Below are 16284 nucleotides of genomic sequence, written 5' to 3'. Positions count from 1 at the left end.
GAATCCCGTTCCGGTCTGGTGGTGCAGGTCATGGATCAGATCCGCATGGCCGGTGTCCAGAACATCTCCATCGCGGCAGACAAGAGCAGCTGATGCCGGAGAGAGACCTATGAGATACCTGATATCGTTGGCGGTCTCCTGTGTGGTGGTGTTCTTTCTGTTTCTGGGAATGAACAAGCTGATCACACCGGATCACCGGGAGCTGGTGGAGAAGGATGACGTCACCATGACCGATTTCATCCGCCTCAAGCCCCAGGAGACCCTGCAAGAGAAACAGCGGGAGCTGCCCAAACCGCCGCCGCCCAAGCGTCCGCCGCCGCCTCCCGAGATGGAAGTGGCCAGCACAGATCGGCCGAAGATGGAGAGCGCGCCGATGGACATGCCCAAGCTCGACATCCCGGTCAACATCGGTGGTGGCAACGCGCTGGGTGCTTACAGCTCCGGCGGCGGTGGTGGCGGCGTCGGTGGCAACAACGGCGCCATTCCGCTGGCAACCTTCGAGCCCATGATGCCCCGCAAGGCGGCACTGGCGGGGCTGGCCTCCGGCAAGGTGCTGGTGGAGTTCACCGTCACCGAGCGCGGTACCGTCAGCAACGTGCGGATCGTCAAGGAAGAGCCGCGCAGCTATGACCTCGGCAAAGAGGCGCGCAAAACCATCGCCAAGTGGACGTTCAAACCGGCCATGGTGGATGGCAAGCCGCAGGCGAGCCGTATGCAGCAAGAGATCGAGTTTGCGGTCAACTAAGGAAGGTGGCGATGAACAAGTTACACAAGATGATCCTCGCCCCGGTCGCCATGGCGGTGCTGCTCAGCACCGCCAGTTGGGCCGCCGAGCAGCCGGCCCTGTCGGATCGGGCCTATCGGGCGGTCAACAAGGCGCAGGAGCTGATCACTGACAAGCAATACGGTCTGGCGAATGCCAGATTGCAGGAGGCTCTCTCCAGCGTGGGTGATCGGGTCTACGACAAGGGGGTCATATTGCAGACTCTCGGTTTCGTGGCCGCCCAGCAGGAGAAATACGGTCAGGCGACCAAGTACTTTGCCGATGCCATCGCGACAGGCGGCCTGCCGCCACCGGTGGCCCAGCAGGTGCGCTACAACCTGGCCCAGCTCTATATGGCTGAGGGTAATTATCAGGGCTCGATCAAGACCATGAAGGAGTGGTTTGCCAACCAGGGCAAAGATGACAAGCCCAACTCCCATGCCTATATCACGCTGGCCAACGCCCACGTGCAGCTCAAGCAGTACCGTGACGCGATCCCGGCGGTGGATCAGGCGATCAAGCTGTCGGCAGGTAAAGCGCCGGAGTCCTGGTATCTGCTGAAGATGGGCGCTCACTACGAGCTGAAACAGTACAAACCGGCGACCGAGGTGCTGACCTCTCTGGTCAACATGTTCCCGGAGAAGAAGAAGTACTGGACCCAGCTGTCGGCCATGCATATGCAGGCAGGCAACGATGGCAAGGCGCTGGCGGCGCTGGAGTCGGCCTACAACCTCGGCATGTTGACCGAGGCTGCCGAGCTGCAGCGTCTCGCCAACTACCTCGCCTTCACCGGCATTCCCCATCGCGCCGCACGGGTGATGGAGAAGGGGATGAAGGACGGGGTGATTGAGCAGAGCGCTGGCAACTACAAGACCCTGGCCAACTACTGGCATCAGGCCAAGGAGCTGGATCCGGCCATCGACACCCTGGCCAAGTCCTACCAGCTGGCCCCGAGCGCCGAATTGCAGCTGAAAATGGCGCGCATGATGATCCAGAGCAAACGCTATCAGGATCTGGTGGCGCTGGCCGCCAAACCGGCAGCCAATGCAAATGGTGAACAGCGGGCGGATCTCAAGTTCCTGACCGGGGTCGCCTATTTTGAGCAACAAAAGCCGAAGGAGGCCCTCAACGCCTTCACCCAGGCGGCTCAGAATGGCAACGTCAGCGGTCGGGCATCCCCCTGGATCAGCTTCCTCAAAGAGCAGAGTGGTGCGGCGGGGGAGGCGGCCGTCCAGTAATTCCAATGACAACGCTTGAAGTCCCTTTTATGGTTGCCTGGTGGCTCCATTAACCGCTCTTCGGAGCGGTTTTTTTATGGCGGCAGCCAGTCCCTGCTGTAGTCGAAGCGCTATTTTCCCCCTTTTCGCTCCAATGAAAGTGCCACAGTCAACATTGGCCTATCTCCTCCGAGGTGACAAACGTTTCAGCCAGGGCTGCAACCGTGACACCAGGTGGCACAGCGCTGTGGTCTAAGGGGGCGGGGTTGGTCCGCAGAGAGGGGGCTATGCTGTACATCTCTCTTTCAATGGCGACTTGCCAAGGGGGCTTTTGCTCTGTTGATAAGCATCACACCGAAAACGGCCACTTTTAACAAGAAAAGCAACATATGGAAGTTGAAATTTTGGCCGACTCGAGAAAGAATGCGCGCTCGGTTATTTGGCGCCGTGGTGCAGGTTGACCCACCACCGGCAGACCGAAGATAAGATGGCCTCCGGCCCATTTGGTACAGGAAACCACACAGGAATTTTATGAACCCCCTTCGCACTGCCGCTTCGGCCCTTTTATGCACACTTGCGCTGATCAGCCAGCAGGCTGCCGCCGTCGAGTATCGTCTGCCTGCGGCCAACAGCCGTCTGATCGGTGAGAATCTGGAATATGTGGTGCCTGCGGACAATCGTCCGCTGGAGCAGATTGCCTCCGAGTTTCAGTTGGGTTTGACCAATATCATGGAAGCCAACCCGGGCGTTGATCCCTATCTGCCCAAAGCGGGCAGCACCCTGATCATCCCTCACCAGTTGATCCTGCCCAACGCGCCCCGCGAAGGGATCGTCATCAACGTTGCCGAGATGCGCCTCTACTACTATCCGAAAGGGAAGAACGTGGTACAGGTATTGCCCATCGGCATCGGTCAGCTGGGGGTGAACACCCCGGAGAACTGGATCACCAAGGTAGAGCGCAAGCGCGCCAACCCGACCTGGACCCCGACCGAAAACATTCGTCGTCGCTACGCCGCGAAGGGAATCACACTGCCTGCGGTCTGGCCAGCCGGCCCGGACAACCCCATGGGCCTGCACGCCCTCTACATCGGCAACCTCTATGCCATCCACGGAACCAACGCCACCTTCGGCATCGGTCTGCGGGTGAGCAGCGGCTGCGTACGTCTGCGTGCCGACGACATCAAGTATCTGTTCGACAACGTGCCGGTCGGTACCCGCGTCCAGTTCGTCAACCAGCCGGTCAAGACCACGGTCGAGCCGGATGGCGGTCGCTACATGGAAGTGCACGAGCCGCTGTCACGGACCGAGGAGGAGTTCAACTCCACCGCCTCCGTGCCGCTCCCGATGACACCGGCCATCACCCGCTTCATCGCTCACGCCGAGTCTGACTCCAACGTGGTCAAGCAGGTGCTGGAACAGCGTACCGGCATGCCGACCCGTCTCAATCCTCAAGCCTGATGACTTGAACTCGAGACCCGGTAATGACAACGGCGACCCTATGGTCGCCGTTGTTGTTTCTGCCAGCGGCAGTGGGCGTTATTTGTGACTGACGGTGACGATTGCCATAGTGTGGCGATCATCGACCCACTGGTAGAAGACCTGGCTGTGGGAGAGATTCAGGGATGCCTCTCTTGCCAGTTTTTGCAAATTAACTGTTTCGGTTGTTTGTGCGGAGCCTGAGAGGCAGGTGACCTGCATCTGCTTCTCTAGTTGGTTGACACGGCAGGCATCCTCCACGATGGCGCCGCTGAATTCGATGCGTCCTGTATTACTTGCCTGGGTCGTCTCTGCCATCGATATGCCCAGCGTGGCGAGAGTGAACACTACTGCGCTTGTTTTCATGCAGACCTCCTGATTGTCTTGCTCGCGGGCAGGAACCCGCTTGTTCATTGCCTCGCATTATCAGTATCGACAGTGTCAGGTGGGGGATGAGCGTTATTTGATCCCTGCTCGGGAGTGGCAAATTCAGAAAGCAGGAGAAAAAAGAGGGCCGCCCATGGGGTTAATGCCGATGAGTCAATGGCTGTTCGACCATTCTCGGGCTAACAGCAGGAGTGAACCTTGTCGCGGCTGAAGTAAAAAGAGAAGTAGTTATCGATGTTGAGCAGGCGGTGCTCTTGGGGGCTGAAAGAGTCAAGGGGGTCATCTCGACGTCAAGCGGCTGGAGGCTTTGCGCAAGGCGCAGTCCGTGCATTGACCATGTCGATATGAGGTCAACCCCTTGGCTTGGGCCCAGGGGCTCTCATCACGCTGAACGGCGACCATTATGGTCGCCGTTTTTCTGGGCTCGAGTCAGCGTTTTACCTAGGCAGAATCACTGCACGCAGACCGGGCAGAAGGCGTAGGTGCCTTGCGGATCGTTGAAGCGGGTGAGCGGGTCGAGACTGCGGTTCACTTCCACCAATGCCTTGCCAAATCCAGCCGGTAGCCAGCTTTGCAACTGGGGGGCCAGCACGCGGGCACTGCTGTCAAACAGCTGGCGCAGGAACTTGTCCTTGGTGGACTCCTCCTGCTCGATGGGGGTGACCTGCCACTCCTTGAGGTTGGCCAGTTCGGCGGCGGCCTTGATGGCGTTATCCAGATTGCCGAACTCGTCCACCAGACCCAGGGCCTTGGCATCCTCACCAGTCCAGACACGACCTTCGGCCGCTTTTTCGGCCTCTTCCGGGCTCAGACCACGGCCCTTGCTGACCAGACCGATGAAGCGCTGGTAGGTATCTTCCACGCTCAGCTGGATTGCCTGACCGACGTGATCCGGCAGGGCGCGGGTCGGGCCTACGCCGACGTAATCTGTGGTGCCGACCCCGTCGGTATGCACCCCGAACTGGGCCAACGCCTTGTCGATGGTGGCAAACATGCCGAACACCCCGATGGAACCGGTGAGGGTGGTCGGGGAGGCGAAGATCTTGTCCGCATCGGCGGAGATCCAGTAGCCACCGGAGGCGGCATAGCTGCCCATGGAGACCACTACCGGTTTGCCTGCCTGTTTCAGGGCCAGCAGCTCGGCGCGGATCTGCTCGGCGGCGAAGGCGCTGCCGCCTGGGCTGTCGACCCGCAGGACCACGGCTTTGACCTTGTCATCGCGGCGGGCATCGGCCAGCAGGTCGGAGAGGCTGTCGCCGCCGATGGTTCCGGCAGGCTGGACGCCATCCATGATGGCGCCGCTGGCGACCACCAGACCCACCTCATCCTTGCCGCTCTGGGGATATTGTTCCGGAATGGCAGCCAGATACTCTTTCAGGCCGACCCCTTTCCAGCCGTGGTCGTCCGCTTCACCCACCTCTTTAATGACCGCCTGGGTCATCTCGTCGCGGGTGGCCAGCTGATCCACCAGACCGTTGTCGAGGGCGTAGTTGGCGGCATTGCCACCGGCCTTGCGCAGCAGCTCGAGGAAGCGATCCTTGCTCGGTGCGACCGCATCGGGTTCGATCTCCCGCTGCTCGGCTACGTCAGCCACATAGGATTGCCACAGCTGATCCAGCCAGCGCTGGTTCGCTTCTTTGCTCTCGGGAGACATCTCGTCGCGGGTATAGGGCTCGACGAAGGATTTGTAGGTACCGACCTTGAATACATGCGGGGTGATGTTGAGCTTCTCCAGCGCCGACTTGAAGTAGGTCTGGTAGACCCCAAGCCCCTCGATCACCACGGCGCCGCTCTGGTTGAGCAGCACGTGATCGGCGTGGGCCGCCAGCAGGTATTGCCCCTGAGTGTAGAAGTCAGCCATGGCGATCACCGGTTTGCCGCTCTCCCGGAAGGAGTCGATGGCGCTCGCCACCTCCTGCAGTTTGGTGAAGTTGGCACCCTGCAGCCCTTGCGGCTTGATCACCAGCGCCTTGATGCGTTCGTCATCCTTGGCACTCTTGATGGCCCACAGCAGGTCGGAGAGAACGATCTCGCTCGGCTGCTCGTCGCTGCTGTCCATCTGGCGCAGCAGTTGTACGGTGGGATCTGTCTGGGAGCGTTGCTCCACCAGCACGCCGTTGAGATTGAGGGTCAGCGCCCCTTCGATGGGCGCCTTGGGCGCCTCTTTCTGGCTGACGCTGAAGACGATGACCAGCACTACGATGAGAAACAGCAGATTGACCAGCATCAGCCGGGTGAAATTGAGCAGGCGCCACAGGCTGCGGAACAACCAACCCAGACCTTTGAAAATAGACATAGTCGCGTTATCGCCCTGTTAATGGGTAGAGAAGAGCCATTATTAACCAGTTGCGGGCGAAATTGCCATTTCCGACTGGCGGATCCCGCCTATCTTCGTTCAGGGCACGGCTGTTCGCTGAAAAATTGTCCAAACATTTGTTTGAAAAAGAATTTTCGATTCTTTACTCTAGCCTCAGTTTGATAACAAAAAATTAACTGGAGGCATCGTGAGCCGCTATCCGACCCTGCTGACCCCGCTCGACCTTGGTTTTACCCAGCTGCGCAACCGCGTGTTGATGGGCTCCATGCATACCGGCCTCGAAGAGGAGAAGGGCGGTTTTGACAAGCTGGCCGCCTTTTACGCCGAGCGCGCCCGTGGTGGCGTTGGCCTTATCGTCACCGGCGGTATCGCCCCCAATCTGCGCGGGCGGCTGGTGCCTCACGGTTCCCAGCTGAGCTTTCCCTGGCAGGTGAGCAAGCACAAGAAGGTGACCAACGCCGTGCATCAGGAGGGGGGCAAGATTGCGCTGCAGATCCTCCATGCCGGTCGTTACGCCTATCATCCGTTTAGTCTGGCGCCGAGTGCCCTCAAAGCCCCCATCTCCCCATTCAAACCGCGCGCCATGAGCGAGCGGCAGATCTGCGGCACTATTCGCGACTTCGCGGCTACAGCAGCGTTGGCCAAGGCGGCCGGTTATGACGGCGTCGAGGTGATGGGCTCGGAAGGCTATCTCATCAACCAGTTCATCTGCGAGCGCACCAACAAACGGACCGATGGCTGGGGCGGCAGCAGCGAAAACCGGATGCGCTTTCCGGTGGAGATTGTCCGCGCCATCCGCGAGCGGGTCGGCACCGACTTCATCATTATCTTCCGCCTCTCCATGCTGGATCTGGTGGAGCAGGGCTCGACCCTGGAAGAGGTGATTGCGCTCGGCAAGGCGCTGGAAGCGGTGGGGGTGACCCTCATCAACACCGGCATCGGTTGGCATGAGGCGCGCATTCCCACCATTGCCACCAGTGTGCCGCGCGGCGCCTTCAGCTGGGTGACTGCCGAGCTGAAAAAACACCTCAAGGTGCCCCTCATTACCACCAACCGTATCAACACCCCGGAGGTGGCCGAACGCATTCTGGCGGGGGGCGAGGCGGACATGGTCTCCATGGCGCGCCCCTTCCTGGCGGATCCCGAATTTGTCATCAAGGCGGCCGAGAACCGGGCGGATGAGATCAACACCTGCATCGCCTGCAACCAGGCCTGCCTTGACCATGTGTTCAAGCAGAAGCGCGCCTCCTGTCTGGTCAATCCTCGAGCCTGTTTCGAGACCGAACTGACCTTTGGCCGCGTGCCCCAGCCCAAGAAGCTGGCGGTGGTGGGGGCTGGCCCCGCCGGGCTGGCCTTTGCTTGCTACGCTGCCGAGCGCGGTCATCAGGTGAGCCTGTTCGATCAGGCCAGCGAAATCGGCGGCCAGTTCAACTTCGCCAAGCAGATCCCGGGCAAGGAGGAGTTTCACGAAACCCTGCGCTATTTTGCCAAACGGCTGGAGAAGTGCGGCGTCGAGCTCTATCTCGGCCAGCGCCAGAGTGCCGAGAGCCTGCTCGGCGGCGGTTTTGACGAGGTGATCCTCGCTACCGGTATTCGTCCGCGCACCCCCAATATTCCGGGCATCGAACATCCCAAGGTGATGAGTTATCTCGATGTATTGCGGGATCACAAACCGGTCGGCCAGAAGGTGGCGGTGATCGGTGCCGGCGGCATCGGCTTCGATGTAGCCGAGTATCTGGTCGAGAAGAAGGTGGAGATGGATGCCGATGGGCACCGTGATCACTGGCTCAAGGAGTGGGGCATCGACAAACAGCTTGGCGAGCGCGGTGGCCTCACGGCTCCTGAAATCGACGCCCCCGAGCGCCAGATCTGGCTGCTCCAGCGCAAGGAGAGCAAGGTGGGTGACGGACTTGGCAAGACCACCGGCTGGATCCACCGTACCGTGCTCAAGAACCGCAAGGTGCAGATGCTCTCCGGGGTGCAATATCTGGGGATCGATGACGAGGGCTTGCACATTCAGGTGGGCGAGACCAAGCAGTGTCTGCCGGTGGATCAGGTTATCGTCTGCGCCGGGCAGGAGCCCCTTAAAGAACTGCAGGCGGGTTTGCAGGCAGCAGGCAAGCCGGTGCACATCATCGGTGGTGCCGACGTGGCAGCCGAGCTGGATGCCAAGCGAGCGATCAGACAGGGCGCCGAACTGGCTGCGGTCATCTAGCCAACCGTGCCCTCTTGTCCTTTATAGTGCGATAAACCCCTGAGCCTCAGGGGTTTTCTTCATTCGGTGCTGTGCTAAGGTAGCGCCATCATTGCCCCAGAGAAGGAATTGCCCATGGATGCCCTCACCCTGTTGCTCAATCGCCACTCCTGTGGCCGTCTCGCCGATCCCGCCCCGAGCGGTGAGGTGCTCGACAATATCCTCAAGGCGGGCCTGCGCGCGCCGGATCACGGCACCCTGACCCCCTGGCAGTTCATTCTGTTTGAAGGGGAGGGGCGTGAGCGGCTGGGCAAGCTGCTAGCCGAGGCGGCCCGTGCCCGTGGCGAAGATGAAGAGAGCATCAAGAAGTGCAGCGAAGCGCCACTGCGGGCGCCCTTGGTCGTCGCCGTGGCAACCCGTTATCAGGATCACCCCAAGGTGCCGAAACTGGAGCAGGAGCTCTCTGCCGGTTGTGCCTTGATGGCGATGCAGATGGCGGCACAGGCGCAGGGTTTCAACGGCATCTGGCGCTCCGGCTGGTTTATCTTTGATGAGCAGATCAACAAGGGACTGGGACTGGCGGCAGAGGATCAGCTGGTGGGTTTCCTCTATCTCGGCACCCCCATGCTGGAAGCACGCAAACTGCGCGAGCTGCCGCTCGATGAGTTTGTCCGCCGTTTCTGACTTTTCGGCCACGTTGCGGTTGAGAGAAGCAAAGCCTCGAGAAATCGGGGCTTTTCTGTTTAACCGTGAATAGTAACCAGAGAAATTGGGGAAAATAAATGGGTCAAAGAGGCTTCGCGCGCCATAGCAGGTAATTATTTAAATAGTGCGATGTACCTCGCAATCCTGTTGTATTTCACTATGTAAAACGTTTGCGCATTCGCTAATATCTCCCTGCCAGTTTAGAAGGGCACTCCTTCTAATTTTTCTGCGATGAGAGTCGCAATTCCGTAGCACCTTTTAACAGCCCAACGTCTTCGTGACATTGGGCTTTATTTTTATGGGGTGTAGGGGCTGTTGTGAACTGATGGCGGCATCAAGATGCAGCCCGGTTGGCAGCCTTATGACCTGTTTTTGGCTGGCAGGATCCGGGCCGGGTTGCCGACTACCCGAGCACCGGCCGGTACATCTCTGGTGACTACGGCGCCCGCGCCGACGATCGCCTCCCGCCCTATGGTTACGCCGGGCAGCAAGATGGCACCGCCCCCAATCCAGACCTTGTCTTCAATGGTGACCGGCAGCGCCGTCTCTGTTCCCTGAATTCGTTCGTCGGCCTCCAGTGCATGGGCCGCTGTATAGATCTGCACGTTTGGCCCAATCATCACATGGGCGCCGATGCGAATGGGGGCATTGTCCAGCAGGGTCGCTCCCATATTGATGTAGGAGTCCTTGCCCAGGTGGATGTGGCGGCCATAGGTGCAGTAGAGGGGCGGGCAGATGAAGGCGTTCTCTGCCAGTTCGCCAATCAGCTCCGCCAGTAGTGCCCGCTGCTCTGCCTCCTCTTCCGCCTGATTGAAACGGCGATAGCGCCGTGCCGCCTCCCGGCGCAACTGGGCCAACTCGGGTGCCATGCAGTTGTAAGGTTGGCTGCTGATCATCTTCTGGTATTCGCTCATGGCAGGGCCTCAATGATGTGGAAGAACGATGTTAATCCCTCATTGGCCAGAGAAGCGTGAACCGTCCCCCAGAGTGGGAAAGGGGGAGAAACAACAAGAGCACCCGTGGGTGCTCTTGTTTGATAAAGATGCTGATTTTCCGCCTTGAGAGCGGGAGCTATGTTTAGCCGTGTTTGCGGCCAGAGAGGCGGCACCACTCCTCCTTGACGGCGGTCGGGTCCATCTCGAACCACTGGCCGTAGATAGTTTCCAGTTCCGGGGCCTGGCTCTCCAGCACGCCGGAGAGGGCCATCAGGCTGCCCGCTTTGCCGTGACCGGCGATAAGTGGAGCCAGTTCGCGCAGCGGGCCGGCCAGGATGTTGGCGACCACCACGTCCGCTTCGACATCTTGCGGCTGGTCGGCTGGTAGATAGAGCTCAATCTGGTCGGCGACGCCGTTGCGCGCGGCGTTGTCGCGGCTTGCCTGAATCGCCTGCGGGTCGATGTCGATGCCGATGACGCGGGCGGCACCCAGTTTCAGGGCGGCGATGCCGAGAATGCCGGAGCCACAGCCAAAATCGACCACAGTTTTACCGGTCAGATCCAGCCCGTCCAGCCACTGCAGGCAAAGTGCCGTGGTGGGGTGGGTACCGGTACCGAAGGCCAGGCCCGGATCCAGCATCACGTTAACTGCATCGGGGTTCGGCACATCGCGCCAGCTCGGGCAGATCCAGAGGCGCTCGCCAAACTGCATGGGGTGGAAGTGATCCATCCACTCGCGCACCCAGTCCTTGTCTTCCAGCTGCTCGACCTTGTAGCCGACATTTTCGCCGAAGATCTGCTGGAAAAAGGCGATGGTGGGAGCCGGGTCGGTTTCGGCATCGAACAGCCCCATCACTTCGGTCTCGCCCCAGAGCGGGGTTTCACCGGGCATAGGTTCGTAGACGGGCACATCCTTGGCATCCATAAAGGTCACCGCCTGGGCTCCACGCCCCAGCAGCATGTTGCTCACCTTGTCTGCGGTCTTGGCAGTGGCGTTGATTCGAATTTGTATCCAGGGCATGGCGTCGACTCTTCATAAATGTGAAACCGCGAGATTCTACCATCATGGGGCAGTGCTGTCGTGGTTTGCCCATGACGTGGAGGGATTCGGGGGCTTTTGCCGGATTGGCACGGTTCCTGTATTGCTCTATGCAGGCGAAGACGACCGGTTTTCGCTGAACGCTTTGCTCAAGTTCCGTCATCTTTCACTGCCACCCTCGGGTGGCATTTTTTTATCTGCACTTGTTTGCCTGGTAAACAGTCTGCCAGACAAAAAAAGAGCAAGGTCGGCACCTTGCTCAAGGACGGGCTGACGCCGTTTTGGCGCATTCATGCTGCTGTTGGCACGCCAGATGCAAAGACTTATATGTCCTGCATAAGGATATGTGTGTGATTGTTACCCCAATGTTCAGGTATTCAGGCCATTTCTCGCGAAATGGCCTCTTTTTTGGCTGATTGTCGGACGTTGGCCTACCACAGGCAGTCATGAGTGCCGCTGGTTGTGCCCGTTTGGGGCATCTCCTTGGTGAACTTATCCCATCATGGTGCGTTGGAGGGCTTAGTTGGCAAAGTCGCTCATGTCGATCACCAGCTTGCCAACCATGCGGCCCGCTTCCACCTCGGCATGGGCCTGAGCCAGCGTGATCGGGGTCAGCGACGGGATGGTTCTGGTCAGGGTGGTCTGCAATACCCCTTCATCGACCAGTGCCGCCACCCGGCCGAGCAGGCGGTGCTGTTCGATCATGTCCGGCGTCTGGAACAGGGAGCGGGTGAACATGAACTCCTGGCTGAAGGTGACGCTCTTGCTCTTGAGCAGGGAGAGATCCCACGGCTCGCTCGATTCGGCGATGGTGCAGATATGGCCGAACGGACGGATCAGCCCGGCCATGGTGGCCCAGTGCTCGGCGGTGGCGTTGGTGCAGAAGATGGCATCGACCTGAGTGATGCCAAGGGCGGTCAGCTCCTCCTGCAACTTGTGGTGGTTCACGACCTGATGGGCGCCCATTTCGAGGCACCATTCGCGGCTCTCGGGGCGGGAGGCGGTAGCAATCACCTCCATAACGGTGAGCTGGCGAGCCAGCTGGATGGCGATGGAGCCCACGCCACCGGCGCCGCCGATGATCAGCAGTTTGCCACGGCTTTCGCGGGTAAGAGCGAAGCGCTCGAACAGGGTCTCCCAGGCGGTGATGGCGGTGAGTGGCAGGGCGGCGGCCTCCACATTGCTCAAGCTGGTGGGGGCGATCGCGGCGATGCGCTCATCCACCAGTTGCAGGGCGCTGTTGCTGCCCGGGCGGCTGATATCGCCGGCATACCAGACCCGGTCGCCCGCCTTGAACAGGGTGACTTCGCTGCCAGTGGCGACCACTTCCCCCACCGCATCCCAACCCAGTACCCGGGGTGAGCTTTCAATTTTTGCCTTGGGCGAGCGCACCTTGGTATCCACCGGATTGACGGAGGTGGCGGTGACCCGCACCAGCAGATCCCGCGGGCCCGGAACCGGATCGGGCAGGTTGGCTGCGATAAAGCAGTCGGGGTGGTCGCTTGGCAGATAGTGAGTCAGGGCAATGGCTTTCATGGTATTTCCTTTCAAATCGCTGTGTTCGGGATTGCCACTCACTCTAGTCTGGTTGATTATCAAGATTAAGATGGGTAATCGGTAAAGACTGTTTGAATATATGAACAATGTCGATCTGGAGTTGATGGGGCTGTTTGCCACCGTGGTGGAGCAGGGAAGCTTTACCCGAGCCGCCGAGCTGCTCGGTATGCCCAAGTCGTCGGTGAGCCAGAAGATCTCGCGGCTCGAATCCCAGCTCGGGGTGCGGCTGTTGCAGCGTACCACTCGCAGGTTGAGCCTGACCCCGCAGGGGGAGCTCTATGTGGAGCACTGTCAGGGGCTGCTGGCACTGGCCCGCAGTGCCAATCTGGCGATGGCACGGCTGCGCTCGGCCCCGGCGGGGCGGGTGCGGATCACTGCCCCCGAGGCGACCGGCACCCTGCTGCTTGGCCGGATCCTGGCCGAGTTTCGTGCGCTTTACCCCGAGGTGGTACTGGAGCTGACCCTGAGCGATGAGCAGCTTGATCTGGTGGGCGAGGGTTACGATCTGGCGCTGCGGGCGGCGCCGCTGAAAGACTCCAGCCTGATCTGCCGGCGTATCGGTCAGGTGCCGCGCCATCTGGTTGCGGCCCCAGCCTATCTGGCGGCCCACGGCATGCCGCAACAGTTGAGCGAGCTGGGCCGCTATGCCTGTCTGGTGCACTCGGCCATGCCGGTGTGGCCATTGCTGGAGGGGGGCTGGCGGCCGCAGGGGGCCTGTGTCAGCAACAGCTTGCTGGCGCTGCGGGAGATGGCGCTTCATGACGGGGGGATTGCCCTGTTGCCCCACCATGTCTGTGAAGGGGATTTGGCGGCGGGGCGGCTGCAGAAGGTGTTGCCGGATCAGCCCATTCCGGCCAACCCGTTTTACCTTATCTATCCGAGTCGGGAGCATCTGGCTCCCGCCCTGCGCACCCTGATGGATTTCGTGGCCGAGCGGTTGCCGTTCGCCTGAGTTACCAGCTGCTCTGGCTGGCCGACTCCTGATTGGGTTTGAGGCCGAGGGGGACCGACTGGCGCTCCGCCAGCATGCGGATCTGCCCTTCAATCAGGCTGGCGCTGGGGCCCAGCACCAGCACCAGCTGGTGGTCGTTGAGCTGGATCCAGGAGAGGCAGCCCAGACCCAGCAGGCGAGATTCATCCACCAGTGAAATATCGCGCACCCGCAGGCTGAGGCGGGTGATACAGACACTCATCGCCACCAGATTGTCCATCCCGCCCAGCACCTTGAGGTACTGGATCGCCAGCATCTGCGGGTCTGAGGGGGCAACGCTGGCAAGGCGCGGATGCTCCACCGCGATGGGCTTGCTCGGCATGCTGAGGGGGGCGCGCTCCAGCAGTTGGTAAAAGAGCAGGGTGTAGGCGACGAAAAACAGGATACCGACCGGAATGAGCCAGAAGCTGTGCTCCCCAGCCTGATAGCTCAGCACCAGATCCAGCAGACCGGCGGAGAAGTAACTGCCCACCTTGATCCCCAGCCCGCTACAGACAGCGAGCGATAGCCCGGTCAGCAGGGCGTGGGCGAGAAACAGCCAGGGGGCGGTAAAGGCGAACAGAAATTCGATAGGCTCTGTGATACCCACCAGTGCCGAGGTGAGCGCCAGGGTGAGTAGCAGCCCGCCCTGTGGCAGCCGCTGCATCCGCTGGCGGTGCAGCCAGATGGCAAAACAGGCGCCCGGTAGTCCGAACATGATGATGGGGTAGAGACCGGCCACATACCCTTCATGAAGGGGTTGGGCGGTGGCCAGCGCCTGCAGGTTGCTCTCGCCAAGGCCGATGACGCTGCCCAATACCTGATGCAGCCCGAGCGGGATCAGCAGCCGGTTGAGGGTGCCGTAGCAGAAGGCGCCAAACGGCGTGGTGAGCAGCTCGGAGGTGAGCAGGGTCAGCCCGCGCTCCAGTGGCGGCCACAGCAGCGAGAGGGGGATGGCGATCAGCAGGCAGGCCAAGGCCGACACCAGCAGGCTGGGAAACTCCCCCCTGGCGATCTGCAGCCAGCGGGGCAGGGTTTGCTGGTGAACCCAGGGATAGATAATGGCGGTGGTGAGTCCCGCCAGCAGGCCGCAGATCATGTCTGCGTGCAGGTTGGGGGCCAGAGTATTGAAAGCTGTGCTGAGCAGCAGGAAGTTGACCGCACCCGCCAGCGTCTGTCCGCCCAGCTCCTGCCGACTCAGGCCAAAGGCGATCGCCACCGCATAGATAAGCGGCATCTGGCTGAAGATCGCCTGACCGGTGAGGGAGAGCACCGCCAAATCGAGCACGTCGGGTTGGCCAAGCCGGTAGATCAGCGCCGCCATCGGCAGGATGGAGACGGGCAGCAGCAGGGCATAACCGAGCCGCTGCAGGGCTTGAGTAACGACTTGTCGAGTGGCTTTAACGGGCATACAGCGGCTACGTTCTGTGACTTGGCGCACAGTTTAACCGGAAAACACCTATTTGGGGATAGTTTTGGAACCCCTAATTTATATTTTTATTATTTCTGCCCGAAAAGCTCGCGCACTTCCCGCGAGGGCGGTGCCGTCAGCAGGCTCACCGTGATAAAGACCACCAGCGCCAGCGTGAGGCTTGGCACGATGGCGTGCAGACCAGCCAGCTTGATCCCCCACTGACTCAGTACCCCATAGCTGACGATGCCGCTGACCATACTGGCCAGCGCGCCCGGGCCGTTGGCCCGCGACCAGTAGAGGCCGAGCACCAGTGGCCAGAGGAACACCGCCTGCAGACCGCCAAAGGCGAGCAGGTTGAGCCAGATGATCATCTCGGGCGGTTGCAGCGCCGCCAGCAGCACCAGGGTGCCCAAGATCAGGGTGCAGAGCAGGGAGAGGCGGGGGATGCGCACCTCCAGCTTCTCCTGCTTTGGATTGAGATAGTTGAGGTAGAGATCTTTCACCAGAGTGGCGGAAGCCTGGATCAGCTGGGAGTCGATGGTGGACATGATGGCCGCCATCGGTGCCGCCAGAAAGACCCCGGCCAGCCAGGGGGGCAGCACTTCCATCATCAGGGAGGGCATGATCTTGTCCGGGCTGTCCATGCCGGGCAGGATGGCGCGGCCAAGGGTGCCCGCCAGATGCATGCCAAACATCAGCAGGGCGCTGACCACTGTGCCGATCAGGATGCCGCGGTGAAGCGCCTTGCTGTCGCGATAGCCAAAGCAGCGCAGCGCCGAGTGGGGCAGCCCCACCACCCCGACACAGACCAGGATCCAGAAGCTCAACATAAAGGGCTGGGTCAGCATGTCGCCGGCCCCTTGCGGGCTCACCAGCTTGGGATCGATCTCCTTGAGCTGGTGGATAAGGTTTGGCAAGCCGTCACCGGCGACCAGAATCCCCGCCAGCAGGGCGCCGGTGCCGATCAGCATGATGATCCCTTGAAGGGCATCGGTCATCACCACGGCGCGAAAACCGCCGATGATGGTGTAGAGCAGCACGCAGCTGGCAAACAGCATCAGCCCCTGCTGGTAGGAGAGGCCGGTGGCGGTCTCCAGCAGGCGGGCGCCGCCGATGAATTGCACCACCATGGTCGCGATAAAGGCGAGGATGATAGTAACGGAGCCGAGGATCACCACCGCCTTGCTCTGGTACCGGGCCCACAGCATGTCGTTGATGGTCACCGCATTGACCCGGCGGGCGATGATGGCGAACTTCTTGCCAAGCACCCCCAGAGTGAGCCAGACGGTGGGCAGCTGGATCATCGCCAG

13 protein-coding genes and 1 pseudogene are annotated in these 16284 nt (G+C 60.7%); 7 read left to right on the top strand and 7 right to left on the bottom strand.

The genetic code is table 11. The features are described from left to right. The 4 genes and pseudogenes from G5358_RS16180 to G5358_RS16165 form a co-directional block, all read left to right on the top strand. A pseudogene (locus G5358_RS16180) lies at window positions 1–93 on the top strand (biopolymer transporter ExbD); the annotation flags it as partial. Between the two features lie 16 nt (window positions 94–109). Further along, window positions 110–745 carry an energy transducer TonB gene (locus G5358_RS16175; RefSeq protein ID WP_421324467.1) on the top strand — a complete coding sequence of 212 codons (636 nt, stop codon included), beginning with the start codon at window positions 110–112 and terminating at the stop codon, window positions 743–745. A gap of 11 nt (window positions 746–756) precedes the next feature. Next, on the top strand, window positions 757–2001 hold the full coding sequence (locus G5358_RS16170; RefSeq protein ID WP_216951981.1) for a tetratricopeptide repeat protein: 1245 nt from the start codon (window positions 757–759) through the stop codon (window positions 1999–2001). 510 nt (window positions 2002–2511) lie between these two features. Further along, window positions 2512–3438: a L,D-transpeptidase family protein gene (locus G5358_RS16165; protein ID WP_216951980.1), complete on the top strand. Its 927-nt coding sequence runs from the start codon at window positions 2512–2514 to the stop codon at window positions 3436–3438. 78 nt (window positions 3439–3516) lie between these two features. Here the strand turns inward: G5358_RS16165 and G5358_RS16160 are convergent, their stop codons facing one another. Then, entirely contained in the window at window positions 3517–3822 is a 306-nt protein-coding gene (locus G5358_RS16160; protein ID WP_421324465.1) for a type 1 fimbrial protein, read from the bottom strand. Between the two features lie 472 nt (window positions 3823–4294). Then, window positions 4295–6139, bottom strand: coding sequence for a signal peptide peptidase SppA (gene sppA / locus G5358_RS16155; RefSeq protein ID WP_216951978.1), 1845 nt, complete (start codon window positions 6137–6139; stop codon window positions 4295–4297). Between the two features lie 208 nt (window positions 6140–6347). On the opposite strand from sppA, the gene G5358_RS16150 reads away from it, so the two are divergent. Beyond that, the gene (locus tag G5358_RS16150; RefSeq protein ID WP_216951977.1) at window positions 6348–8375 is read left to right on the top strand and encodes an NADPH-dependent 2,4-dienoyl-CoA reductase; all 2028 of its coding nucleotides are present in this window, start codon (window positions 6348–6350) and stop codon (window positions 8373–8375) included. 114 nt (window positions 8376–8489) lie between these two features. Beyond that, window positions 8490–9038, top strand: coding sequence for an NAD(P)H nitroreductase (locus tag G5358_RS16145; protein ID WP_005338924.1), 549 nt, complete (start codon window positions 8490–8492; stop codon window positions 9036–9038). Window positions 9039–9418: 380 nt separating this feature from the next. On the opposite strand, the gene G5358_RS16140 is transcribed toward G5358_RS16145, so the two are convergent. The 3 genes from G5358_RS16140 to G5358_RS16130 form a co-directional block, all read right to left on the bottom strand. Next, window positions 9419–9973 carry a sugar O-acetyltransferase gene (locus G5358_RS16140; protein ID WP_267516926.1) on the bottom strand — a complete coding sequence of 185 codons (555 nt, stop codon included), beginning with the start codon at window positions 9971–9973 and terminating at the stop codon, window positions 9419–9421. Between the two features lie 163 nt (window positions 9974–10136). Further along, complete coding sequence (gene prmA, locus G5358_RS16135; protein ID WP_005338919.1) at window positions 10137–11015, bottom strand: 50S ribosomal protein L11 methyltransferase; 879 nt, start codon at window positions 11013–11015, stop codon at window positions 10137–10139. 537 nt (window positions 11016–11552) lie between these two features. After that, window positions 11553–12569, bottom strand: coding sequence for a zinc-binding alcohol dehydrogenase family protein (locus tag G5358_RS16130; RefSeq protein WP_216951975.1), 1017 nt, complete (start codon window positions 12567–12569; stop codon window positions 11553–11555). A 100-nt stretch (window positions 12570–12669) separates the two neighbouring features. Between G5358_RS16130 and G5358_RS16125 the strand changes: the two genes are divergently transcribed. After that, entirely contained in the window at window positions 12670–13542 is an 873-nt protein-coding gene (locus G5358_RS16125; RefSeq protein WP_216951974.1) for a LysR family transcriptional regulator, read from the top strand. A gap of 1 nt (window position 13543) precedes the next feature. Here G5358_RS16125 and G5358_RS16120 read toward each other — a convergent pair whose 3' ends face one another. Continuing rightward, complete coding sequence (locus G5358_RS16120) at window positions 13544–14971, bottom strand: PTS transporter subunit EIIC (RefSeq protein WP_042080616.1); 1428 nt, start codon at window positions 14969–14971, stop codon at window positions 13544–13546. Window positions 14972–15060: 89 nt separating this feature from the next. Next, window positions 15061–16284: sodium/pantothenate symporter (gene panF / locus G5358_RS16115; RefSeq protein ID WP_421324463.1), on the bottom strand; the 1224-nt coding region annotated here is incomplete at its 5' end.

Source organism: Aeromonas sp. 604176, from assembly GCF_049170755.1.
In the GTDB taxonomy this organism is placed as follows: Bacteria; Pseudomonadota; Gammaproteobacteria; order Enterobacterales; family Aeromonadaceae; genus Aeromonas; species Aeromonas veronii_A.
The sequence above is the reverse complement of the archived record's forward strand: the minus strand, read 5'-3'. Positions and strand labels throughout refer to the sequence as shown.

What these genes read in the sequence shown, in the direction of transcription:
- G5358_RS16175 (WP_421324467.1), top strand. Translation starts at nt 110, where the DNA reads ATGAGATACCTGATATCGTTGGCGGTCTCCTGTGTGGTGGTGTTCTTT.
- G5358_RS16170 (WP_216951981.1), top strand. Translation starts at nt 757, where the DNA reads ATGAACAAGTTACACAAGATGATCCTCGCCCCGGTCGCCATGGCGGTG.
- G5358_RS16165 (WP_216951980.1), top strand. Translation starts at nt 2,512, where the DNA reads ATGAACCCCCTTCGCACTGCCGCTTCGGCCCTTTTATGCACACTTGCG.
- G5358_RS16160 (WP_421324465.1), bottom strand. Translation starts at nt 3,822, where the DNA reads ATGAAAACAAGCGCAGTAGTGTTCACTCTCGCCACGCTGGGCATATCG.
- sppA (WP_216951978.1), bottom strand. Translation starts at nt 6,139, where the DNA reads ATGTCTATTTTCAAAGGTCTGGGTTGGTTGTTCCGCAGCCTGTGGCGC.
- G5358_RS16145 (WP_005338924.1), top strand. Translation starts at nt 8,490, where the DNA reads ATGGATGCCCTCACCCTGTTGCTCAATCGCCACTCCTGTGGCCGTCTC.
- G5358_RS16140 (WP_267516926.1), bottom strand. Translation starts at nt 9,973, where the DNA reads ATGAGCGAATACCAGAAGATGATCAGCAGCCAACCTTACAACTGCATG.
- prmA (WP_005338919.1), bottom strand. Translation starts at nt 11,015, where the DNA reads ATGCCCTGGATACAAATTCGAATCAACGCCACTGCCAAGACCGCAGAC.
- G5358_RS16130 (WP_216951975.1), bottom strand. Translation starts at nt 12,569, where the DNA reads ATGAAAGCCATTGCCCTGACTCACTATCTGCCAAGCGACCACCCCGAC.
- G5358_RS16125 (WP_216951974.1), top strand. Translation starts at nt 12,670, where the DNA reads ATGAACAATGTCGATCTGGAGTTGATGGGGCTGTTTGCCACCGTGGTG.
- G5358_RS16120 (WP_042080616.1), bottom strand. Translation starts at nt 14,971, where the DNA reads ATGCCCGTTAAAGCCACTCGACAAGTCGTTACTCAAGCCCTGCAGCGG.